Here is a 21,579-nt window from a genome sequence, read left to right as displayed (position 1 = left end):
TGAACCTCAGGCGAGGCCCTCGCCGATGCGGTGCACCCGGACCAGGTTCGTCGAGCCGGGGACGCCCGGCGGGGAGCCGGCCGTGATGACCACGATGTCGCCCTTCTGGCAGCGGCCGATCCTCAGCAGCTCCTCGTCCACCTGCGCCACCATCGCGTCGGTCGACTCCACGTGCGGGCCGAGGAAAGTCTCCACGCCCCACGTGAGGGTGAGCTGCGAGCGCGTGGAGGGGTCCGGGGTGAACGCGAGGAGCGGGATCGGGGAGCGGTAGCGCGACAGGCGGCGGACCGTGTCGCCGGACTGGGTGAAGGCGACGAGGAACTTGGCGCCGAGGAAGTCCCCCATCTCGGCGGCCGCGCGGGCGACGGCGCCGCCCTGGGTGCGGGGCTTGTTGCGTTCGGTCAGGGGCGGCAGGCCCTTGGTGAGGACGTCCTCCTCGGCCGCCTCGACGATGCGGCTCATGGTCCTGACCGTCTCGACGGCGTACTTGCCGACGCTGGTCTCGCCCGAGAGCATCACGGCGTCGGTGCCGTCCATGACGGCGTTGGCGACGTCGGAGGCCTCGGCGCGTGTGGGACGGCTGTTGTCGATCATCGAGTCGAGCATCTGGGTGGCGACGATGACCGGCTTGGCGTTGCGCTTGGCGAGCTTGACGGCCCTCTTCTGGACGATGGGCACCTGCTCCAGCGGCATTTCGACGCCGAGGTCGCCGCGGGCGACCATGATGCCGTCGAAGGCGGCGACGATGTCGTCGATGTTCTCCACGGCCTGGGGCTTCTCGACCTTGGCGATGACCGGGATGCGCCGGCCCTCCTCCGCCATGACGCGGTGGACGTCGTCGATGTCGCGGCCGCTGCGGACGAAGGAGAGGGCGATGACGTCCGCGCCGATGCGCAGGGCCCAGCGCAGGTCCTCGACGTCCTTCTCGGAGAGCGCGGGGACGGAGACGGCGACACCGGGGAGGTTGAGCCCCTTATGGTCGGAGACCATGCCGCCTTCGGCGACGACGGTGTGCACGCGGGTGCCGTCCACCTCGGTGACCTCGAGGGCGACCTTGCCGTCGTCGACGAGGATGCGCTCGCCGCGCGTGACGTCCGCGGCCAGTCCTTTGTAGGTGGTCCCGCAGATGTGGCGGTCGCCCTCGATGTCCTCGACGGTGATGGTGAATTCGTCGCCGCGTTCGAGCAGTACGGGGCCTTCCCGGAAACGCCCGAGACGGATCTTCGGACCTTGAAGGTCGGCGAGGACGCCCACGCTGCGGCCGGTCTCGTCGGAGGCCTTCCGCACGTGCCCGTAACGTTCCTCGTGGTCGGCGTACGTGCCGTGGCTGAGGTTGAAGCGGGCGACGTCCATTCCGGCTTCGACCAGGGCCTTGATCTGGTCGTATGTGTCGGTGGCGGGCCCCAGGGTACAAACGATCTTTGCTCGGCGCATGCTTCGAGCCTATGGCTTACCGACCGGTAGAGAATTGGCCGGGCATGACTGCTCAACAACCTTTGCGTGAAGCGTTATTGACAACTGTTGAATTGTGCGCAGGGGTGCTCCGATGAGCGCTCGCCACTTCATGAAAATGTGCTCGTCTAGAACTCCGGCGGGGTCATGGTGAAACGCGCGTTCACCTGTGCGCTCACCGTCTGGCGCTGCGGTTCGAGATCCAGTGCGGGTGCCATTTCGGTCTGGGCCGCCTCGAATGCCGCCGCCCGCATTCCGCCGGGTGCGGCCGGCATGCCGTACGGCACGGGGTTCTCCGCGCCGATGTCGGCGAGTTCCACCAGGGCCGAGAGCCGGCTGCCGAGCGCCGCGGCGTATTCGCGGGCGCGCTGCACCGCGTCCCGTACGGCCTCGCGGCGGGCCTCGCCGTGCGCGGGCGAGTCGGGGCGCAGCGACCACCAGGGGCCGCTGACCCGGGTCAGCTCCATGTCGGCGAGCCGGGTGGTGAGTTCGCCGAGGGCGGTGAAGTCGGTGAGCGTGGCGGTGATGTACACGCCGCCGTGGTAGGCGCGGACCCTCTCGCCGCGGCCGTGCTGGGCGAGTTCGGGGCTGATGGAGAAGGCGCCGGTCGCCAGTTTCTCGACGGCGTCGCCGTACGACTTGATCAGATCGAGCACGGCGTTGTTGCGCCGGGTCAGGTCCTCGAGGGCGGTGCGCCGGTCTTTGCCGCGGGCGCTCACCTGGACGCCGATCCTGGCGATCTCGGGGTCGAACTCGAGCCTGGCCTCGCCGCGCACGGAGACCCTCGGCGCCTCGGGTGTGCCGTACGGGACTGCGCTGTCGCTGGTCATGCGGTCTCCCTCACTGTTGTGGTCGAACCCTTTCGCACGGGACGGTCCTACGCCAGAATCTACGCGCGTTGTGCACATGATCGAGGGAGACGAAATGCCGCTGAACCGTAGGACGTTCCTGGAGCGGTCGGCCGCCGCCGGGGCCGGTGTGGCGATCGCCGGCAGCGCCGCGGCACCCGCCGTGGCCGACGAGCCGGGACGGGGGCACGGCCACGGACGTCCGCCGAAGCGGTACTCGTTCACCGTCATGGGGACGACGGACCTGCACGGCAATGTCTTCAACTGGGACTACTTCACCGACAAGGAGTTCGACGACAAGGCGCACAACGACGTGGGCCTGGCGAAGATCTCGACGCTGGTGAACCGCGTCCGCGAGGAGAAGGGGCGCCGCAACACGCTCCTGATAGACGCCGGCGACACCATTCAGGGCACCCAGCTGTCGTACTACTACGCCAAGGTGGACCCGATCACCGCCGAGCGCGGCCCGGTGCACCCGATGGCGCAGGCGATGAACGCCATCGGCTACGACGCCGCGGCGCTCGGCAACCACGAGTTCAACTACGGCATCCCGGTGCTGCGGAAGTTCGAGGAGCAGTGCGACTTCCCGCTGCTCGGTGCGAACGCGCTGGACGCGAAGACGCTGCGTCCGGCGTTCGCGCCGTACAGCATGCACCGGCTGCGCACCCCGCACGGGCGTGACGTGCGTGTCGCGGTCCTCGGGCTCACCAACCCCGGCATCGCGATCTGGGACAAGCAGAACGTCAGCGGGAAGATGGTCTTCCCCGGCCTGGAGGAGCAGGCGGCGAAGTGGGTGCCGAAGCTCCGGTCGATGGGCGCCGACGTCGTCATCGTCTCCGCGCACTCGGGCTCCAGCGGCACCTCCTCGTACGGTGACCAGCTGCCGTACATCGAGAACGCGGCGGGTCTGGTCGCCGAGCAGGTGCCGGGCATCGACGCGATCCTGGTCGGCCACGCGCACACCGAGATTGCCGAGTACTTCGTCGCCAACAAGGAGACCGGCAAGCAGGTCGTGCTCTCCGAGCCGCTGAAGTGGGGCCAGCGGCTCACGCTGTTCGACTTCGACCTGGTGTGGGAGAAGGGCCGCTGGACCGTCGAGAAGGTGGGCGCGCAGGTCCTGAACTCGAACACGGTCGCGGAGGACGAGGGGATCACCCGGCTGCTCGGCGACGAGCACAAGAAGGTGGTCGCGTACGTCAACCAGGTCATCGGCACGTCCACCGTCGCGATGTCGACGGCCGACGCGCCCTGGAAGGACGAGCCGATCATCGACCTGATCAACCACGTGCAGGCCGAGACGGTGAAGGCGGCCCTGGCGGGCGGCCAGTGGGCGGCGCTTCCGGTGCTGTCGCAGGCGTCGTGCTTCTCCCGTACGGCCGCCATCCCGGCCGGTGACGTGACGATCCGGGACGCGGCCGGGCTCTACCCGTTCGAGAACACCCTCGAGGCCCGGCTGATGACGGGTGCGCAGCTGAAGGAGTACCTGGAGTTCTCCGCGCGCTACTACGTGCAGACGCCCGCGGGCGCTCCGGTCGACACGTCGAAGCTGACGAACGCGGGCGGCACGCCCGACTACAACTACGACGCCGTGTCGGGCGTGACGTACGAGATCGACATCGCGAAGCCGGCCGGTTCGCGGATCGTGAACCTGTCCTTCGAGGGCCGTCCGATCGACCCGGCGGCCCGGTTCGTGCTGGCCGTCAACAACTACCGGGCGAGCGGCGGCGGCAACTTCCCGCACATCGCCCGCGCCCAGCAGCTGTGGGCGAACTCCGAGGAGATCAGGAACACGATCATCTCCTGGGTGCAGGCGAAGGGCACGGTCGACCCGGCGTCGTTCGCCTCGGTGGGGTGGAAGCTGACGCGGGACGGCGCGCCGGTCTTCTAGCCGCTTTCGGACGGGGGAGCCGCGAGGCGCTCAGCGTCCCTGGGCCAGGCGGGCCGGCTGCGGCTGCTGGCCGGGGATGCCGGGCGCCTCGCGCCGTTCGAGACCGAAGCTGGTGAAGGCGGTGCGGCGTGGCAGGGGGTAGGGCTCTTTGCCGGTGAGCGAGTTGAGGATGGACGCGCTGCGCCAGGCGGCGAGGCCGAGGTCGGGGGCGCCGACGCCGTGGGTGTGGCGCTCGGCGTTCTGCACGTAGACCGTTCCCGTGACGGGGGGGGCGAGCTTCATCCGGTACTGCTCGTCGACGACGGGACGGCCGGCGCCGTCGCGGCGCATGTACCGGTCGAGACCGGCGAGCAGCCGGTCCAGCGGCCGTTCGCGGTAACCGGTGGCGAGGACGACGGCGTCGGTGACGAGCCGGGAGCGGGTGCCCTGCTGGAGGTGCTCCAGGTGCAGTTCGATCTTCGTGGTGGCGACGCGGCCGGCGGTGCGGACGGTGACACCGGGCGTCAGGACGGTTTCGGGCCAGGCGCCGTGCAGGGTGCGACGGTAGAGCTCGTCGTGGACGGCGGCGATGGTGTCGGCGTCGATGCCCTTGTGGAGCTGCCACTGGCGCGGGACGAGGTCGTTGCGGACCTGCTCGGGCAGGGCGTGGAAGTAGCGTGTGTAGTCGGGCGTGAAGTGTTCCAGGCCGAGCTTGGAGTACTCCATGGGCGCGAACGCCTCCGTGCGGGCCAGCCAGTGGATCCTCTCGGCCCCGGCGGGCCGGGCGCGCAGCAGGTCGAGGAAGACCTCGGCCCCGGACTGGCCCGAGCCGACCACGGTGACGTGTTCGGCGGCGATCAGGGCGTCGCGGTGGTCGAGGTAGTCGGCGGAGTGGATGACGGGCACACCGGGCGCGTCGGCGAGGGGCCGCAGCGGTTCGGGGACGTACGGCTCGGTGCCGATGCCGAGCGCGATGGCACGCGTGTACGCGCGGCCGAGGGCCTCGGCCTCGCCGTCGGCGTCGAGCTGGGTGAAGTCCACCTCGAACAGGGCGCGTTCGGGGTTCCAGCGGACGGTGTCGACCTGGTGGCCGAAGTGGAGTCCCGGCAGGCTCTCGCCGACCCAGCGGCAGTACGCGTCGTACTCGGCGCGCTGGATGTGGAACGTTTCGGCGAAATAGAACGGGAAGAGCCGCTCGCGTGCGCGCAGGTAGCTGAGGAACGACCAGGGGCTCGCCGGGTCGGCGAGCGTGACCAGGTCGGCGAGGAACGGGACCTGGAGGGTGGCGCCCTCGATGAGCAGGCCGGGGTGCCAGTGGAAGGCGGGCCGCTGCTCGTAGAAGGCGGTGGCGAGGCCGCCCGGTACGCCGTGGGCGAGCGCGGCGAGGGAGAGGTTGAACGGGCCGATGCCGATGCCCACGAGGTCGTGGGGGCGGTCGAGGGCGGCCGCCGCCGTGGCGGCCTCGGGAGCGGGCGTGGCGGTCATCGGGGGGTGCTGCCTTCCACGAGTGCGAGCAGGGCGTGCAGGTGGGCGGGGGTGGCGTGTGGGTTGAGCAGGGTCGCCTTGAGCCAGACGCGGCCGTCGGCGCGGGCCCGGCCGAGGACGGCGCGGCCGCCGGTGAGGAGGGTGCGGCGGATACCGGCGGTCTGCTCGTCGGTGGCGCCGGCGGGGCGGAACAGGACCGTCGACAGGGTGGGCCGCTCGTACAGCTCCAGACCGGGATGCTTCTCGACCATGTCGGCGAGGTCCTGCGCGGCGGCGCAGACCCGGTCCACGAGTGCGCCGAGTCCGGTGCGCCCGAGGGCCCTGAGGGTGACGGCGATCTTGAGGACGTCGGGGCGTCGGGTGGTGCGCGGGGAGCGGCCGAGGAGGTCGGGCAGGCCGGCGTCCGTGTCGTCCTCGGCGTTGAGGTACTCGGCGGTGTGCGCGAGGGGGGCGAGGCGGGCCGTGTCGGACACCGCGACGAGTCCGGCCGCGACGGGCTGCCAGCCGAGTTTGTGCAGGTCGAGGGTGACCGATTGGGCGCGGTCCAGGCCCGCGACGAGGGGACGCAGGGTCCGGCTGAACAGCAGGGGTCCGCCGTAGGCCGCGTCGACGTGCAGCTCGGCGCGATGCCGTGCCGTCAGGTCGGCGATCTCCGGGAGCGGGTCGATGCGGCCGGTGTCGGTGGTGCCCGCGGTGGCGACGACCAGGACGGGACCGGGCAGTTCGGTCAGGGCGGCGTCCAGGGCGGCGATGTCGTGGACCGGGACGGTGACCGGGCCGGGCAGGCCCAGCAGCCAGGCGGCACGGCGCACGGAGTGGTGGGCGGAGTCGGCGCAGACGACCTGGAGCGGGGCGCTGTGGCGTTCGCGGGCAAGGAGGAGGGCGAGCTGGTTGGACTCGGTGCCGCCGGTGGTGACGAGGGCGTCGGGGGCGGGGGCGTGCGGGTAGACCTCGGCGGCGAGGGCCCGGGTGACGGCGCTCTCCAGCGCGGAGGCGGCCGGTGCCTGGTCCCACGAGTCCATTGACGGGTTGAGCGCGGAGGCCGCGAGGTCGGCGGCGACGGCGAGTGCGAGGGGCGGGGTGTGCAGGTGGGCCGCGCACAGGGGGTCGGCGGGGTCGGCCGAGCCGTGGGCGACGGCGCGGACGAGGGTGTGGAGGGTCTCTTCGGGGCCGTGGCCCTGGTCGGGGAGGGCGTCTTTCAGTGCGTCGCGGACGTGCTCGGCGACGGCATCCGGACCGCCGCGGGGCAGCGGCCCGCCGCGCGCCTCGGCGCCCTCTTGGAGGGCGCCGAGCACGGCGCCGACCAGCGGCCGCAGGGCGTCGGGTCCGGCGGGCCCGCCGGCGAGGGGTGGGAGCGGCGGGGTGGGCATGCGGGTCCTTCGCGACGGATCGGGGGCGGGGCGGGGCGCGCCCGGCAGGCTCAACGATCCGGAGCGGAAGGGGTATTGGGTGCGAAGTGGGGGCGGGCGGGTGGCGCCGGCGGCGGGCTGTTCCCCACCCCGCCCTCCTCCCACGGCCTGGCGGCCGTGGGAGGCGCCCCCGTCCCGAAACCGGGGGTTCGCGGCGGAGCCCCGACGGGGGCGCCGCCCGCCCCCGGCGTCACTCGCCGCGGATCCGCAGGGCCCGCGACAGGTCGTCCAGCTGGTCCACCAGCTTGCGGCGGAGGGCCGGGATCGGGGACGCCTCGCGCAGGCAGTCCTCGCCCAGGGCCAGCGCCTTTGCGTCCACCGCGTGGAGCGGGAAGGCGTACCGGCCCGCGGCCTCCGCGATCGCCGGGCCGCGGCGGGCCGCGAGGGCGACGGCGTCGGGGTAGTAGCGGGGGACGTACTCCCGTACGAGCGCGGCCTGTTCGGGCTGCCAGAAGCCCTGGGCCGTCGCCGTGAACAGGTAGTTCGACAGGTCGTCCGACGCGAACAGCCGGGACCAGGCCTCCGCCTTCGCCTCCGCCGTCGGCAGGGCGGCGCGGCAGCGGGCCGCGCCCTCCTGGCCCGTCGCGCTCGGGTCGCGGTCCAGTTCGGCCGCGATCTCCTTCTCGCCGACCGCGCCGAGGACGGCGAGGCGGGTGAGGATGCGCCAGCGCAGCTCGGGGTCGAGTTCGGGGCCGCCGGGGACGCTGCCGTCGGCGAGCCACTCCTGGATCGACGCGGGCTGGGACGCGGCGTCGATGAAGTGGCGCACGGCGGTCAGGCGCAGGCCGGGGTCGCTGCCGTCCTCGGTGTGGCGCAGCAGGGCCCGGCAGGTGTCGGTGAGCGTGGCGAGCGCGGCGGGGCGCTGCTCCGCGGGCAGGTAGCAGTCGGCGATCTGTCCGGCGGCGAAGGCCAGGACGCCCTGGACGACGGCGAGGTCGGTCTCCCGGGGGAGGTGGGCGCGGGCGGCCTCCAGGTAGGCGGTGGGCGCCAGTTCGCCGTCGCGGACCATGTCGCGTGCCGCGTTCCACACGACGGCGCGGGTCAGCGGGTCGGGGATGCCGGAGAGGGAGCGGAGCGCGATGGCCCAGGACGCGGCGTCGAGGCGGACCTTGGCGTAGGTGGTGTCGCCGTCGTTGAGGACGACGAGCGAGGGGCGGCACCCGGGGTGGACGTCGTGCTCGGTGAGCGGTACGTCCACGTCGAAGCGGTCCCGCAGGACCAGGCGGCCCGGCTCGATCGGGTCGGCGTCGAAGGCGCCGACGGTGATGCGGTGGGGGCGGCTGCCGTCGCGGTCGATGCCGAGCGTCCAGCCGCCCCCGGTCTCGGTGACGGTCGGGGTGAGCGTGTCGACGCCGGTGGTGCGCAGCCACACGTCGGCCCAGGCGTGCACGTCCCGGTCGGTGGCCTGGGCGAGGGAGTCGATGAAGTCGGCGAGGGTGGCGTTTCCGAACCTGTGCCGCTTGAAGTGGATGTTGATGCCGGCGAGGAAGTCCTTCTCCCCCAGCCAGGCCACGACCTGGCGCAGCGCGGAGGCGCCCTTGGCGTAGGAGATGCCGTCGAAGTTCAGCATCGCGGACGCGGTGTCGGGGACGGCGTCCGGGTCGGGGGCGACGGGGTGGGTGGAGGGCCGCTGGTCGGCGTCGTAGCCCCATGCCTTGCGGGCGATGCCGAAGTCGACCCAGGTGTCCGTGAAGCGGGTGGCCTCGGTGAGCGTCTGGTAGCCCATGTACTCGGCGAAGGACTCGTTGAGCCAGATGTCGTCCCACCACCTGAGGGTGACGAGGTCGCCGAACCACATGTGGGCCATCTCGTGGGCGATGACCATGGCGCGGGTCTGGCGCTGGGTGTCGGTGACGGCGGAGCGGTAGACGAATTCGTCACGGAAGGTGACGAGCCCGGGGTTCTCCATGGCGCCCGCGTTGAACTCGGGCACGAAGGCCTGGTCGTACGAGTCGAAGGGGTACGGCTCCTCGAACTTCTCGTGGTACCGGTCGTAGCACTGGCGGGTGATCTCGAACAGCTCGTCCGCGTCGGCGTCGAGGTAGGCGCCGAGCGAGCGGCGCACATGGAGGCCGAAGGGCAGCCCGGCGTGCTCGGTGCGGATGGAGTGCCAGGGGCCGGCGGCCACGGCGACGAGGTAGGTGGACAGCAGCGGTGTGGGGGCACAGGTCCACCGGCCGTTGCCGTCGTGGGTCGCGATGCCGTTGCCGAGGACGGTCCAGCCCTCGGGCGCGGTGACGGTGAGGGCGAAGACGGCCTTCAGGTCGGGCTGGTCGAAGGCGGCGAAGACGCGCTGGACGTCCTCCATGAACAGCTGCGTGTAGACGTACCGCTCGCCGTCGGTGGGGTCGGTGAAGCGGTGCATGCCTTCGCCGGTGCGGGAGTAGCGCATGCTCGCGTCGACGCGCAGTTCGTGGTCCCCGGCGGTGAGGGCGGTCAGCGCGTAGCGGTTGCCGTCGAGCGCCGCGGGGTCGAGCGGCTGTCCGTCGAGGGTGAGGGAGCGCAGCTGTGCGGGCTTGAGCTCGACGAAGGTGTCCCCGGCCGCGCGCGCGGTGAAGTGGATGACGGTGCGGGAGTCGAAGGTCTCCTCGCCTGTCGTCAGATCGAGGTCGATCGTGTAGCGGTGTACGTCGATCAGCTGGGCTCGGGTCTGCGCTTCGTCGCGCGTCAGTACGGACATGGGGGCCATGCTGCCCGATGGCCCCGGGAGGGCACAGGGGGGCGTGTTCCGCTGTCAGCGCACACTGTGCGCCCCGTGCGCGGAACACCGCGCGCCCGGGTGCGGGGCCCCGGCCCTACTCCTCCTGCGCCGGCGGCGGCCCGCCCGCGATGGTCTCGTGGTGGCGGATCACCTCGGCGATGATGAAATTCAGCAGTTTCTCGGCGAACGCGGGGTCCAGCTTCGCGCTCTCCGCGAGCTGGCGCAGCCGCTCGATCTGGCGGGCCTCGCGGGCCGGATCGGCGGGCGGCAGATGGTGCTCGGCCTTGAGGTGGCCGACCTGCTGGGTGCACTTGAAGCGTTCGGCGAGCATGTGCACGACCGCCGCGTCGATGTTGTCGATGCTCTCGCGCAGGCGGGTCAGTTCGGCGCGCACGTTCGCGTCGATGTCCTTCGTGGTCATGGTCATGGAGCTTACGTCCAGGTGCCGACGATGGTCGGGGGGTGTTCAGGGTCCGGGACGCGGTTGCTCCAGCCGCCGGGGACGTTGCGTCTCTGCTGTTCGCGGAAGCGGATCGGTGCGAGGCCCACCCGGCGGGTGAACAGCCGGGAGAAGTAGGCCGGGTCCTCGTAGCCGACCCGGCGGGACACGGCCGCCACGGGCAGGTCGGTGGTCGCGAGGAGCTCCTTGGCGTGGCCGAGGCGGATGGCGAGGAGGTAGTCCTTCGGGCTGCATCCGGCGCCGCGGCGGACGACGGTGCGCAGCTCGGCGGGGGTCATGCCGTGGCGGGCCGCGTGCTCGGCGACGGACAGGGGCTGGAAGGCGTCGCGGGCGAGCGCGGTGAGGACGGGGTCGCCGTCGGCATTGGTGTCGGCGCGGGCGCGGCGCAGGGCGACGAGCAGTTCGTGGACGGCCGCGCCGGTCTCCACCTCCAGGAGCGGGTTGCCGCGGCGGGCGGCGCGGGTGATGCGGCCGACGGCGGCGCGGGCGCCCGCGGCGTCGGCCAGGGGCACGACGGGCCGGTCGGGTTCGATGTAGCCGAGCTCGGTGTAGGTGGCGGTGGCGGGCCCGGTGAAGTCGACGAAGCTCTCGTCCCAGCCGGCGGCGGGGTCGGGCCCGTAATGGTGCGGGACGCCGGGCGTGAGCCAGATCAGGGCGGGCGCGGTGACGCTGGTGCGCCGTCCGTCGGCGCCGCGGTACCAGCCGCTGCCGGCGCTGATCACGACGGCGACGTGGTGATCGAGGGTGCGCGGACCCACGGTGGGCAGCTGCCCGTGCTGGAGGCCGACGCCGAGGCACACGAGGCCCAGCCGGTGATGGACCGGCCTCGGGGTGAAATATCGCATCCAGGTGTGGTACATGCCGTTTCCGCTCCCTCCCCCAGGACCCTTCCGCCGGATCACCCGATCGGGAAGGCCGCCGCTCGGGCCCCAGTCCAAGAAAGGCCGATCTTTGTCCATGGACCGGCCGCACGCCAGACGGCGATCGTTCCGAGATGAACGAGCGAAGGACGAACGGGGGGCCGGTGCCCGAGTTCACGGTGGGTGACAGGGACTTCCTGCTGGACGGCCGGCCGGTGCGGCTGCTGTCGGGCGCGCTGCACTACTTCCGGGTGCACGAGGGGCAGTGGGGGCACCGGCTGGCGATGCTGCGCGCGATGGGACTCAACTGCGTCGAGACCTACGTCCCGTGGAACCTGCACGAACCGGAGCCGGACCGCTGCTCGGACGAGGGGGCGCTCGGCCGGTTCCTTGACGCGGCCCAGGAGGCGGGCCTGTGGGCGATCGTCCGCCCGGGGCCGTACATCTGTGCCGAGTGGGAGAACGGCGGGCTGCCGCACTGGCTGACCGGGCGGCTGGGGCGCCGGGTGCGCACGTCGGACGCCGAGTACGAGGGTCACGTGGAGCGCTGGTTCACCCGGCTGCTGCCGCAGGTGGTGCGGCGCCAGCTGCCGGAGGGCGGGCCCGTGGTGATGGTGCAGGTCGAGAACGAGTACGGCAGCTACGGCTCGGACGTCGACCACCTGCGGTTCCTGGTGGAGCTGCTGCGCGGCTGCGGTGTGACGGTCCCGCTGTTCACGTCCGACGGGCCGCAGGACCACATGCTGACGGGCGGGTTGGTGCCGGGGGTGCTGGCGACGGTGAACTTCGGGTCGGGGGCGGCCGAGGCGTTCGCGGCACTGCGCCGCCATCGGCCGAGCGGGCCGCTGATGTGCATGGAGTTCTGGTGCGGCTGGTTCGACCACTGGGGCGAGGAGCATGTCGTCCGGGACGCGAAGGACGCGGCGGGGGCCCTGCGGGAGATCCTGGAGGCCGGCGCTTCGGTGAACGTATACATGGCGCACGGGGGCACGAACTTCGCGGGCTGGGCGGGTGCGAACCGTTCGGGACCGATGCAGGACGAGGCGCTCCAGCCGACGGTGACGTCGTACGACTACGACGCACCGGTCGACGAGGCCGGCCGGCCGACGGAGAAGTTCTGGCGCTTCCGCGAGGTGCTCGCCGCGTACCACGACGGTCCGCTGCCGGACGTGCCGCCGCCGCCCGCCTCCCTCGGCGCTCCCGCGCGTGCGGTCCTCGACGCGTGGGCGTCGCCCGATGACGTGCTGGAGGCGCTCGGCGGCCCGGAGTGGTCGGGCCCGCTGCCGCCGACGTTCGAGGAACTGGACGTGGACCGCGGCCTGGTGCGCTACCGGTTCGACGTTCCCGGGCCGCGCGGGCCGTATCCGCTGCGGGTGTCGGGCCTGCGGGACCGGGCCGTGGCGTACGTCGACGGGGAGCGGGCCGGGGTGCTGGACGGGGAGGACGCCACGCTGCCCGAGCCGGTGCCGGGTCCGGCCGCGGTCGAGCTGTGGGTGGAGTCCTGGGGCCGGGTGAACTACGGGCCCAGGACCGGCGAGCCGAAGGGCGTCACGGGCGGGGTGCTGCACGAGCGGCAGTATCTGCACGGGGTGCGGGCGCGGGGTCTGCGCCTGGACGCCTTCGAGGCGGCGGGCGCGGTCGAACGGCTGCCGTGGCGGGACGCGCCCCCGGGCGAGGGGGCGAGAGGGTTGTTCCGGGGCGTCGCCGAGGTGGCGTCGCCGGGTGACGCCTGGCTCGAACTGCCCGGCTGGACACGCGGGTTCGTGTGGGTCAACGGATTCGGCCTCGGCCGTTACCGGTCGGACGGTCCGCAGCAGGCGCTGTACGTGCCCGGCCCGGTGCTGCGCGCGGGCGGGAACGAGGTGTGGGTGCTGGAGCTGGAGGGCTGCGCGGCCGGCCGCGGGGTTCTGCTGGGCTGACGGCCCCGGAGCAGAGGAACGGACGGAGGCGGGGAGGGGCGGGCCCGCCGGCCCGCCCCTCCCGGTGCGCCGTGTGCGGTTCGCCTACAGCGAGGCGGCCGCGGACTTGATGGCCGAGGCGAAGGTCGACACCTCGGTGTAGACACCCGGGTAGCCGGCCCTGGCGCAGCCGTAGCCCCAGCTCACGATGCCGACCTGGATCCAGGCGCCCGCGCTGTCCCGGCGGAACATCGGGCCGCCGGAGTCACCCTGGCAGGTGTCGACACCGCCCTCGTTGTAGCCGGCGCAGATCTCCTCGCCCGGGATGAGTTCGTCGTACGCCCGCGCGCAGTCGGCGTCCGAGACGAACGGGACCTGCGCCTTGAGCAGGTAGCGCTGCTGCGGGCCGCCCTCACGGGCCGCGCCCCAGCCGGCGACGGTGAACGTGCCGCTGTTGTACGCCGTCGTCTCGGCGATCTTCAGCGTCGGCAGGTCGATCGGCCGGGCGAGCTTGATCAGCGCCCAGTCCTTGCCGGAGCCGTTGTAGCCGGGGGCCTGCAGGACCTTGGTGGAGCGGACCTTGATGGCGCTGGGGCTCTGCAGGTCCACGGCTCCCGCGGTCGCGGTGATGCTCGTGTTGTTGCCGGAGCCGCTCACGCAGTGGGCGGCGGTCAGGACGATGTCCTTGGTGTAGAGGGCACCGCCGCAGCCCATGGAGAGCCGGACCATGAACGGGAACTCGCCCTGCGCGGCACGGGTGCCGCCGACGACGGGCGGGGTGGCGGCCGACGCGGATGTGGGCTGGAGGCTGATCGCGGCGAGCATGACGGCGCCGGCGGCGGCGCATCTCTTGAGCACGCTCAGAAGCTTCAACGGACTGCCTTCCGTGGGGGGTTGGGTGTACGCCCTGGATCCGAGCGCATGCGGCAGTGCGGGGGATGACATGCGCCCGACAAGTCGTGTCCCGGATTATGGGCACCCGGTTGCGGACCCCACAAGGCGTGCATTCCGGCCATTGATCCGGCCCCGGGCCTCGAGTGCGGACCGTGGCCCGGCCGTAGAGTTGAAGGCGGCCGACTGTCGTGCATGGGGGTACGGGACGTGGCGAACGGCAGCGAGGTGGTGCACGGCTTCCCGCACCTCGACACGGTGCGGTCGGCGGTCACCGCCCTGTACCGCCGGCTCTCACCCGAGGGCGTGCACTCCTACGCCTCGAGCGTGCTGCCGGCCGACGTGGCCTTCGACGACCGGGAAGACCTGCATCTGGGCGCCCAGCGGGTCGCCGGCGCCCTGGTGCGGCACCTGGGGCTCCCCGACGCCCGCATGATCGTGAGCTTCCGCGAGATGCATCACGCGGCCGGCGTCGAACTGGCCGCCGGGCCCGAGTACTTCATCGAACTGAACGACCGCTTCCGCACGCACCGGCGCGACATCGGCGCCGCCCTCGCCCACGAGATCACCCATGTGCTGCTGCACCGGCTCGGGCTCTCCTTCCCCGGCCTGCGCGACAACGAGATCCTCACCGACACGGTGACCACCTACCTCGGCGCGGGCTGGCTGCTGCTGGACGCGTTCCGCGAGGACGGCGTGTCCAGCCAGAAGCTCGGCTATCTCACCCCGGAGGAGTTCGGGTACGTGCTCGCGGGACGGGCGCTGACCTTCGGCGAGGACCCCTCGCCGTGGTTCACCAGCGCCGAGGGCTACCGCGCCTACACCGCCGGACGCGCACAGGCCCTGCGCGACGCCCGCCGCCCGCCGCTCACCACGGCCGGCCGCCTCGCCCGCCACCGCTATGCGAAGGACCGCCGCCACGCCCTGGAGGACCCCTCGCGACAGCACGCCGGAGAGGGCGCGTACGTCTTCGAGCCGGCCCCCGGAGGGATGCGGGTCTCCTTCCCGTGCACCACGTGCCACCAGCGCATCCGGGTGCCCGTACGGGGGCGGGTACGCGCCAGGTGCGGCCTGTGCCGGACGATTCTCGAATGCGACACCTGACCCGCCCTCCGTAGGGTCGTGCCATGGACGAGAGTCACGTGGACGAGGGCCGCACGGGTGGGGAAACGGCGGACGCGGAGCGGGCGGCGGACGCACGCGCCCTCTTCGCGGCGGTGTACGACGGCGCCGACGACGCCCTGGTGCGGCTGCTGCGTGCGGGCGTACCCGCCGAGACCGTGGACGAGGACGGGCAGACGCCGCTGTACCTGGCGGCCGTGGCGGGCGATGCGGGCATCGTCCGGCTGCTGCTCGCCGCGGGCGCCGACCCCGACCGGGCGAGCGGTCCCGAGAGCGACGACCTGCCGCTGTGCGGGGCGGCGGTCGGCGGGCACACCGAGGTGGTGCGGGCCCTGCTCGCCGCGGGTGCCACGCCGGACCGGCGGGAACTGCTCGGCTTCACCGCGCTGACCTGGGCGGTGACCCAGGGGCACGCCGGGACGGCGGACGCGCTGCTGGAGCACGGCGCCGACCCCGATCTGGCCTGTCCGAGCGGAGAGCCGCCACTGGTCGTGGCGGCCAGACGGGGGTCGCCGTCGACCGTGCGGGCGCTGCTGCGGTACGGCGCGAGCGCGCGGCCCGAGGCGCTGGCGGAGGCCCGTCGGTGGCTGACCCTGGACGTGGAGCAGCACCTGCGGGAGGGGCTGCTGGCCCACGATCCGGGAGCGGAGACCGTCTCGCGGCGCGTCGCCGAGGACGGCGGGGCGACGGTCGTGGTGGAGGTGCTGCGCGACCGCAGGCCGGCGGCGGGCAACGAGCAGCAGACCGGGCACGGGGCCATCGCCACCCTCCTGGAGGAGGAACTCGGCATCCTCACCCCGTACGCGAGTCTCGCCGAACGGGCTCTGCGCGAGGGCGACCCGGACCGGGACGACTGGATCGAGTCGGTGACGGCGCTGTGGCGGCGCGGCGACGAGGAGACGTTCCAGGCCGCGGCCGCGTGGTGCGGGAGCGACGATCCGCTGCACCAGGCGTTCGCCGCGGACGTGCTGGGCCAGCTGGGGTTCGCGTACACCGGCACGGACGGAGCCGGCGGCGACACCGCGCGGGAGGAGGAGGACGGCGACGCACCCCGCTCGGGCAACGCCCGGCACGCGGACGGTATCGCGCGGCCGTTCGCGGCGCGGGCGTTGCCCCTGCTGCGCGAGCTGTCGCGGGAGGCGCGCGACCCCGAGCTGATCCAGGCGGCGGTCACGGCGCTCGGGCACCACGCCGACCCGTCGGCGCTGGACGACGTCCTGCGGCACACCGGGCACCCGGACGCGGCGGTACGCCACCGGGTGGCGCTGGCGCTGTGCGGACTGGTTCCGGGTGACCACGCGGAGGCGGTCGCGACGCTGATCGCGCTCAGCCGGGACGCGGCCCGTGAGGTCAGGGACTGGTCCACGACGGCGCTGGCCGAGCTGGACGCCGACACCCCGGAGATCCGCGAGGCACTGGCGGACCGGATCGACGACCCCGACGCGGACACCGCCGCGGAGGCGGCACGCGGGCTGGCGATCCGTCAGGATCCGCGCGCCGAGGGCGCGCTGGTGAGGCTGCTGGCCGACGGGGACCCGGAGAGTCCCGCGCACGGTACGGCGACGGACGCGGTGCGCCACATCAGGGACGACCGGCTGCGGCGGCGCCTGCAGGCGACGGTGCCACGGCGGCCGTAGGGCCGGCGGGACACCCGCGCAGGCTCACAACAGCCGGAGCCTGCCCGGCGCGCGTTCCTCGAAGACGTCGACGATCCAGTCGAAGACGGTGGGGCCCGCTCCGGCGCGGGCGCGCGCGAGCCGGTCGAGGACCTCGGCGCGGTTGTCGGGATGCGCACGTCCGGCGCGCAGTCCCAGCTGCCGTACAGTCTCCTCCCGGCCGAGGGCGCGACGGGAGAGCTCGTGGTGGTGCCATTCGACGACGAAGTCGCCGTCGTCGGGGGTGCCCATGCCGCCGCCGAGGCAGTCGGCCAGGGCGTCCAGGCTGCGGCCGAAGTATCCGCCGGGGCCGTTCACGGCTTCGCCGATCACCGTCCAGAAGCTCTCCAGGTCGGTGACCTCCGCCCCGTCGATCACGTAAGTGGTCGTCACGGGGCGGAGGATACCGGTGGCGGGCTGCCGTTCAGCGGTCAGCAGCCGTGGTCGACGAGGTCGAAGGACTCGTAGTGGTCGGCGGTGTAGTAGTCCTCCTGTGCCGCCTCTCCGGTGACGATCCGCCGCGCGCCGCGTGTGGGGGAACCGGGCGTGACGACGGTGTACTCGTGGTAGTAGCCGGACGACTGCGACGGCAGGATGCTTTCGCGGTTCTGGAAGACGGTGCCGTCCTGCTCGTAGGGGAAAGGCCCGCCCTGCTCGATCAGGTCGAGCGTGTCGTGCGCCTGGGAGGGCAGGGCGGAGTAGCAGATCTCGCCGACCGCCGCGGGGGACGCGGGGGCGGCGGTGGCGGCCTGGCCGCCGAGGAGAAGGGTCGAGACGAGGGCGGCGACACCGCCGGCCGCGGCTATTCGTGGGGGGATTCGCATGGCAACCATTGATGCGCGTAGACCCGGCCGCGTCAACGACAACTAAGTTGAATTTCCCGGGAGTCAACGGGATCCGGGCTACCTTCCCGCGAGCCTTCACGCGTCGTCCGCGGGGCGGTCGCGAACCCCGCACAGCATCACCGCGCCCCGCACACCGGCCTCGGCTCGGCCGCCTGCGCGAGGTGCCTCCTGCGCGCTTGCGCACCCGTCGGTGCTCCGCCCCCGAACCCCGCGCGCCTCACACGCCGGCGGGGCTGGATGTTCCAGCCCGTCCGGGGTTCCCTTCAACGGCCGCCATGCTGCAGGGAGTTCGAGGACACCGCGCGAGGCGCGGTGCAGGAGCCCGGGGCGGAGCCCCGGTCCGGGACGGGCCCCTCCGCACGGCCGCCAGGCCGCAGGGGGGAGGGCGGTGCGGAAACGGCCCGTCAGGCCCCCGCGCCGCCGCCCCCGCGACGCGCGCGGCCACGCCCGCGCCCCTCGCCCTGCGCACGCGCATGGCCACGGCCACCCGGCTCGCCCTGCGCACGCGCACGACCGCGGCCGCCCGTCTCGCCCTGTGCAGGTCCGCGACCACGGGCCCGCGTCGTCGGGGAGTCGTCGCGCTGCGCCCGCGGGACGTCCGTGCGGTGGCGCGGCGCGGGGCGGCGCCGGCGGGACGCCGACGACGGCTTCGCGGCCGGCGCGGGCGGCTGCGGGACCTCGATCGTGACCGGCACACCCGACGGCTCCCGCGCCCCCGTGAGGCGCACCAGTTCCTCGTCGCTGGACTTGATCCTGGCCGTCCGCGGCTGTATGCCCGCGTCCGCCATCAGCCGCGTCATCTCGCGGCGCTGCTCGGGCAGCACCAGCGTCACGACACTGCCGGACTCACCCGCACGGGCGGTGCGACCGCCGCGGTGCAGATAGTCCTTGTGATCGACGGGCGGGTCCACGTTGACGACCAGGTCGAGGTCGTCGACGTGGATGCCCCGGGCCGCCACGTTCGTCGCGACCAGCGCGGTGACCTGACCGTTCTTGAACTGGTCCAGCGTGCGGTTGCGCTGCGGCTGCGAACGGCCGCCGTGCAGGGCCGCCGCGGGCACGCCGCTGGCCAGCAGCCGCTTGGCGAACCGGTCGGCGGCCCGCTTGGTGTCGACGAAGAGGATCACCCGGCCGTCGCGGGCAGCGATGCGTACGGCGACGGCCTTCTTGTCGGTCTCGTCGGCCACGTGCAGCACGTGGTGCTCCATCGTCGTCACCGCACCGGCGGACGGATCGACGGAGTGCACGACGGGGTCGCTGAGGTACAGCCGCACCAGCCGGTCGATGTTCTTGTCCAGCGTCGCGGAGAACAGCATCCGCTGGCCGTCCGGCTCGACCTGCTTCATCAGCGACGTGACCTGCGGCATGAAGCCCATGTCGGCCATCTGGTCGGCCTCGTCGAGAACCGTGACGGACACCTGGTCGAGGCGGCAGTCGCCGCGTTCGACGAGGTCGATCAGCCGGCCGGGCGTCGCCACGAGCACCTCGGCGCCGCGCCGCAGCGATCCCGCCTGCTTGTTGATCGACATTCCGCCGACGACCGTGGCGAGCCGCAGCTGCACGGAGGTCGCGTACGGGGCGAGCGCGTCGGTGACCTGCTGCGCCAGTTCGCGCGTCGGCACGAGGACGAGCGCCAGCGGCGCCTTCGGCTCGGCGCGCCGGCCCGCGGTGCGGGCGAGCAGCGCGAGCCCGAAGGCGAGCGTCTTGCCCGAGCCGGTGCGGCCGCGGCCGAGGACGTCCCGTCCGGCCAGGGAGTTCGGCAGGGTCGCCGCCTGGATGGGGAAGGGAGCGGTGACGCCCTGTGCGTCCAGGGTCTTGAGCAGGGCGGCCGGCATGTCCAGCTCACCGAACGCCTGGACGGCAGGCAGCGCCGGGGTGACGGTTTCCGGCAGCGTGAATTCCTGCGGCGCGGCCGGCCGGCGGGCGGCGGACTTCGCGGCGCCCTTCGCCGGGGCCTTGGCACGCGAGGTGGCGCGGGTGCCTGCCGGTCGCTTGCTTACCGGACGTTCGGAGCGGTTCATGGGCAGTGCCTTCCTGGTCCCTGTGGACAGAACGAGCCGGGGCCCGCACCGTGCGGTGCGGGCCCCGGCCGAGGTGTACGTCCAGCGATCAGGCCGGGACGATGTTCTCCGCCTGCGGGCCCTTCTGGCCCTGCGTGACGTCGAAGGTGACCTTCTGGCCTTCCTGGAGCTCGCGGAAGCCCGAGGTGGCGATGTTCGAGTAGTGGGCGAAGACGTCGGCGCCGCCGCCGTCCTGCTCGATGAAGCCGAAGCCCTTTTCCGCGTTGAACCACTTCACGGTGCCAGTTGCCATGTCATTCTCCTAAAACGGGGCAAGCCGAGAATCCACACTGCGCGGACTCCCTGTCGCTGCATTGACCCCATCCGGAGAGTGCCGGAAACAAAACATGCGCCTGACGAAGCATTCCCGTCAGGCGCACACAAAGTTCATGGGTACCAAAACTGCAACGCCTTCACCGTAGCACGTATCGGCGGCGAAGGTCGGGATTCCTCGGGCAGAATCTCTCCATGGACATGGACACGACGAAGAACACCGCCCGTACGATCTGGTCCCTGATCGAACCGGTCCACGCCGTCACCTACTTCGCGCCCGAGTCCCACGCCGCCTTCGAGGAGGCCGGGCTGCGCGGATTCTGGCGCGGCTATTTCGCCGGGCGCGCCGCGCCGCTGGGGCCGGTCGGCCCGGGGCCGGTGGTGGCGGCGTTCTTCTCGTTCGCCCCCGCGATGGTGGCCCGCGCGCTGCCGTCCGTGTGGGACCTCATCTCCCCCGCGGACGCGCTCACCGTACGCCGCTCGGGGGCGCGGGAGGCGCTGCGCCGCCTGCTCGCCGGCCTGGAGACGGAGACCGCCCGGGCCGCGGAACTCCTGACCCCGTACGCCCGGGACCTCGGCGTCGCGGGCCGTCCGCTGGCCGCGGCGAACGCCGGTCTGCCCTGGCCCGACGACCCGGTCGACCGGCTGTGGCACTGCGCCACGCTCCTGCGCGAGCACCGCGGGGACGGGCATGTGGCGACGCTGGTGGCAGCGGGGCTCGACGGCTGCGAGATCCTGGCGCTGCGGGCGGGTATCGACCTGCCGCGCTCCGAACTCCAGCCGCACCGCGGGTGGTCGGACGCGCAGTGGTCGGCGGCCTGCCAACGCCTGGCCGACCGCGGGCTGTTGGGACCGGACGGTACGGCGACGGACGCCGGCCGCGAGGTCCACCGCGCGGTGGAGGCGGCGACGGACGCGGCGGCGGTGGGGGCGGGGGCGGCCGATGAGCTGCTGAAGACGCTGACGCCGCTGTCACGGGCGTGCGCGGGTGCGCTGCCCTTCCCGAACCCGATGGGCCTGCCGGCGGCCGGGACCTAGCCGAAGGCTCCGCCCCGGACCTCCGCGCCTGCATCAGGTGCGCACGGCGATACCGTCCAGCACCATCGACAGGTACTGGCGGGCGATCTCCTCGGGGCTGTGCTGTCCTCCCGGCCGGTACCAGGACGCGGCGACCCACACGGTGTCGCGCACGAAGCGGTAGGTGAGCCGGACGTCGAGGTCGGCGCGGAAGACGCGTTCGGCGACCCCGCGCTCCAGCGTTCCGAGCCAGGCCTTCTCGAACCTGGCCTGGGATTCGGTGAGATAACCGAAGCGCGGCTGCGCGGCCAGGTGCCGGGACTCCTTCTGGTAGATGGCGACGGCCGCCCGGTGCCGGTCGATCTCGCGGAACGATTCGGTGACGAGCGCCTCGATGGTCTCGCGCGGTCCGAGGCCGGCGGCGAGCACGGCGTCGTATCCGGCCCACAGCTCCTCGAGGAAGGTGGAGAGGATCTCGTCGAGCATCGACTCCTTGGAATCGAAGTGGTAGTAGAGGCTGCCGGCGAGCATGCCGGCCTCGTCGGCGATGCGGCGGACGGTGGTCGCGTTGTAGCCGTGTGCGGCGAACACCTCGGCCGCCGTGGCGAGGAGTTCGGCGCGCCGCTCGGGCGGGGCCGGGTTCACCTGGTTCTTCTTCGTCGGGGGCACGCGTCCATTGTCGTCCCGCCCGTCCGTCCCGTTGCGCATGCCGGCTGCTGACGGAGACGACCTCGCC

General features: G+C 72.7%; 18 protein-coding genes. 5 read left to right on the top strand and 13 right to left on the bottom strand.

What is annotated here, in order from left to right:
• Positions 1–6: 6 nt before the first annotated feature.
• A complete protein-coding gene (pyk, locus tag QFZ82_RS29415) occupies positions 7–1,434 on the bottom strand; it encodes a pyruvate kinase (RefSeq protein ID WP_307716021.1) in 1,428 nt (475 codons plus the stop codon).
• A 146-nt stretch (positions 1,435–1,580) separates the two neighbouring features.
• Positions 1,581–2,282, bottom strand: a complete 702-nt coding sequence (locus QFZ82_RS29410; RefSeq protein ID WP_307716020.1) for an SIMPL domain-containing protein — start codon at positions 2,280–2,282, stop codon at positions 1,581–1,583.
• Positions 2,283–2,376: 94 nt separating this feature from the next.
• Between QFZ82_RS29410 and QFZ82_RS29405 the strand changes: the two genes are divergently transcribed.
• The gene (locus QFZ82_RS29405; RefSeq protein WP_307716019.1) at positions 2,377–4,188 is read left to right on the top strand and encodes a bifunctional UDP-sugar hydrolase/5'-nucleotidase; all 1,812 of its coding nucleotides are present in this window, start codon (positions 2,377–2,379) and stop codon (positions 4,186–4,188) included.
• Between the two features lie 30 nt (positions 4,189–4,218).
• On the opposite strand, the gene QFZ82_RS29400 is transcribed toward QFZ82_RS29405, so the two are convergent.
• From QFZ82_RS29400 to QFZ82_RS29380, 5 genes are all read right to left on the bottom strand, one after another.
• Positions 4,219–5,652 carry a lysine N(6)-hydroxylase/L-ornithine N(5)-oxygenase family protein gene (locus tag QFZ82_RS29400; RefSeq protein ID WP_307716018.1) on the bottom strand — a complete coding sequence of 478 codons (1,434 nt, stop codon included), beginning with the start codon at positions 5,650–5,652 and terminating at the stop codon, positions 4,219–4,221.
• Entirely contained in the window at positions 5,649–7,022 is a 1,374-nt protein-coding gene (locus QFZ82_RS29395; RefSeq protein WP_307716017.1) for an aminotransferase class V-fold PLP-dependent enzyme, read from the bottom strand. Before QFZ82_RS29395 ends, QFZ82_RS29400 begins: the two co-directional genes overlap by 4 nt.
• 229 nt (positions 7,023–7,251) lie before the next feature.
• Positions 7,252–9,741, bottom strand: a complete 2,490-nt coding sequence (gene pepN / locus QFZ82_RS29390; protein WP_307716016.1) for an aminopeptidase N — start codon at positions 9,739–9,741, stop codon at positions 7,252–7,254.
• A gap of 115 nt (positions 9,742–9,856) precedes the next feature.
• Positions 9,857–10,183, bottom strand: a complete 327-nt coding sequence (locus QFZ82_RS29385; RefSeq protein ID WP_307716015.1) for a chorismate mutase — start codon at positions 10,181–10,183, stop codon at positions 9,857–9,859.
• 11 nt (positions 10,184–10,194) lie between these two features.
• Complete coding sequence (locus QFZ82_RS29380) at positions 10,195–11,082, bottom strand: AraC family transcriptional regulator (protein WP_307716014.1); 888 nt, start codon at positions 11,080–11,082, stop codon at positions 10,195–10,197.
• Between the two features lie 134 nt (positions 11,083–11,216).
• Between QFZ82_RS29380 and QFZ82_RS29375 the strand changes: the two genes are divergently transcribed.
• Positions 11,217–13,001, top strand: a complete 1,785-nt coding sequence (locus tag QFZ82_RS29375) for a beta-galactosidase family protein (RefSeq protein WP_373429341.1) — start codon at positions 11,217–11,219, stop codon at positions 12,999–13,001.
• 84 nt (positions 13,002–13,085) lie between these two features.
• On the opposite strand, the gene QFZ82_RS29370 is transcribed toward QFZ82_RS29375, so the two are convergent.
• Positions 13,086–13,805, bottom strand: a complete 720-nt coding sequence (locus QFZ82_RS29370) for a trypsin-like serine protease (protein WP_307717880.1) — start codon at positions 13,803–13,805, stop codon at positions 13,086–13,088.
• Between the two features lie 261 nt (positions 13,806–14,066).
• On the opposite strand from QFZ82_RS29370, the gene QFZ82_RS29365 reads away from it, so the two are divergent.
• Positions 14,067–14,975, top strand: coding sequence for a hypothetical protein (locus QFZ82_RS29365; RefSeq protein ID WP_307716013.1), 909 nt, complete (start codon positions 14,067–14,069; stop codon positions 14,973–14,975).
• Between the two features lie 23 nt (positions 14,976–14,998).
• Positions 14,999–16,630 (top strand): ankyrin repeat domain-containing protein, encoded by a 1,632-nt coding sequence (locus QFZ82_RS29360; RefSeq protein ID WP_307716012.1) that lies wholly within the window; start codon positions 14,999–15,001, stop codon positions 16,628–16,630.
• 24 nt (positions 16,631–16,654) lie between these two features.
• Here the strand turns inward: QFZ82_RS29360 and QFZ82_RS29355 are convergent, their stop codons facing one another.
• The 4 genes from QFZ82_RS29355 to QFZ82_RS29340 form a co-directional block, all read right to left on the bottom strand.
• The gene (locus tag QFZ82_RS29355; RefSeq protein WP_307716011.1) at positions 16,655–17,041 is read right to left on the bottom strand and encodes a barstar family protein; all 387 of its coding nucleotides are present in this window, start codon (positions 17,039–17,041) and stop codon (positions 16,655–16,657) included.
• Positions 17,042–17,079: 38 nt separating this feature from the next.
• On the bottom strand, positions 17,080–17,472 hold the full coding sequence (locus QFZ82_RS29350; RefSeq protein ID WP_307716010.1) for a ribonuclease domain-containing protein: 393 nt from the start codon (positions 17,470–17,472) through the stop codon (positions 17,080–17,082).
• A 425-nt stretch (positions 17,473–17,897) separates the two neighbouring features.
• Complete coding sequence (locus tag QFZ82_RS29345; RefSeq protein ID WP_307716009.1) at positions 17,898–19,514, bottom strand: DEAD/DEAH box helicase; 1,617 nt, start codon at positions 19,512–19,514, stop codon at positions 17,898–17,900.
• Positions 19,515–19,602: 88 nt separating this feature from the next.
• Positions 19,603–19,806: a cold-shock protein gene (locus QFZ82_RS29340; protein ID WP_020871138.1), complete on the bottom strand. Its 204-nt coding sequence runs from the start codon at positions 19,804–19,806 to the stop codon at positions 19,603–19,605.
• Between the two features lie 221 nt (positions 19,807–20,027).
• Here QFZ82_RS29340 and QFZ82_RS29335 point away from each other — a divergent pair, with 221 nt between their 5' ends.
• Positions 20,028–20,864 (top strand): hypothetical protein, encoded by an 837-nt coding sequence (locus QFZ82_RS29335; protein ID WP_373429450.1) that lies wholly within the window; start codon positions 20,028–20,030, stop codon positions 20,862–20,864.
• Positions 20,865–20,897: 33 nt separating this feature from the next.
• On the opposite strand, the gene QFZ82_RS29330 is transcribed toward QFZ82_RS29335, so the two are convergent.
• A complete protein-coding gene (locus QFZ82_RS29330; protein ID WP_307716007.1) occupies positions 20,898–21,512 on the bottom strand; it encodes a TetR/AcrR family transcriptional regulator in 615 nt (204 codons plus the stop codon).
• Positions 21,513–21,579 lie beyond the last annotated feature (67 nt).

The sequence above is a fragment of the Streptomyces sp. V4I23 genome, assembly GCF_030817975.1.
GTDB lineage: Bacteria > Actinomycetota > Actinomycetes > Streptomycetales > Streptomycetaceae > Streptomyces.
The sequence above is the reverse complement of the archived record's forward strand: the minus strand, read 5'-3'. Positions and strand labels throughout refer to the sequence as shown.

Coding starts and splice junctions, on each gene's coding strand:
- pyk (WP_307716021.1), bottom strand. CDS start 1,434: ATGCGCCGAGCAAAGATCGTTTGTACCCTGGGGCCCGCCACCGACACA.
- QFZ82_RS29345 (WP_307716009.1), bottom strand. CDS start 19,514: ATGAACCGCTCCGAACGTCCGGTAAGCAAGCGACCGGCAGGCACCCGC.
- QFZ82_RS29385 (WP_307716015.1), bottom strand. CDS start 10,183: ATGACCACGAAGGACATCGACGCGAACGTGCGCGCCGAACTGACCCGC.
- QFZ82_RS29395 (WP_307716017.1), bottom strand. CDS start 7,022: ATGCCCACCCCGCCGCTCCCACCCCTCGCCGGCGGGCCCGCCGGACCC.
- QFZ82_RS29340 (WP_020871138.1), bottom strand. CDS start 19,806: ATGGCAACTGGCACCGTGAAGTGGTTCAACGCGGAAAAGGGCTTCGGC.
- pepN (WP_307716016.1), bottom strand. CDS start 9,741: ATGTCCGTACTGACGCGCGACGAAGCGCAGACCCGAGCCCAGCTGATC.
- QFZ82_RS29370 (WP_307717880.1), bottom strand. CDS start 13,805: ATGCTCGCCGCGATCAGCCTCCAGCCCACATCCGCGTCGGCCGCCACC.
- QFZ82_RS29405 (WP_307716019.1), top strand. CDS start 2,377: ATGCCGCTGAACCGTAGGACGTTCCTGGAGCGGTCGGCCGCCGCCGGG.
- QFZ82_RS29365 (WP_307716013.1), top strand. CDS start 14,067: ATGGGGGTACGGGACGTGGCGAACGGCAGCGAGGTGGTGCACGGCTTC.
- QFZ82_RS29350 (WP_307716010.1), bottom strand. CDS start 17,472: ATGCGAATCCCCCCACGAATAGCCGCGGCCGGCGGTGTCGCCGCCCTC.
- QFZ82_RS29360 (WP_307716012.1), top strand. CDS start 14,999: ATGGACGAGAGTCACGTGGACGAGGGCCGCACGGGTGGGGAAACGGCG.
- QFZ82_RS29380 (WP_307716014.1), bottom strand. CDS start 11,082: ATGTACCACACCTGGATGCGATATTTCACCCCGAGGCCGGTCCATCAC.
- QFZ82_RS29410 (WP_307716020.1), bottom strand. CDS start 2,282: ATGACCAGCGACAGCGCAGTCCCGTACGGCACACCCGAGGCGCCGAGG.
- QFZ82_RS29375 (WP_373429341.1), top strand. CDS start 11,217: ATGAACGAGCGAAGGACGAACGGGGGGCCGGTGCCCGAGTTCACGGTG.
- QFZ82_RS29335 (WP_373429450.1), top strand. CDS start 20,028: ATGGACACGACGAAGAACACCGCCCGTACGATCTGGTCCCTGATCGAA.
- QFZ82_RS29400 (WP_307716018.1), bottom strand. CDS start 5,652: ATGACCGCCACGCCCGCTCCCGAGGCCGCCACGGCGGCGGCCGCCCTC.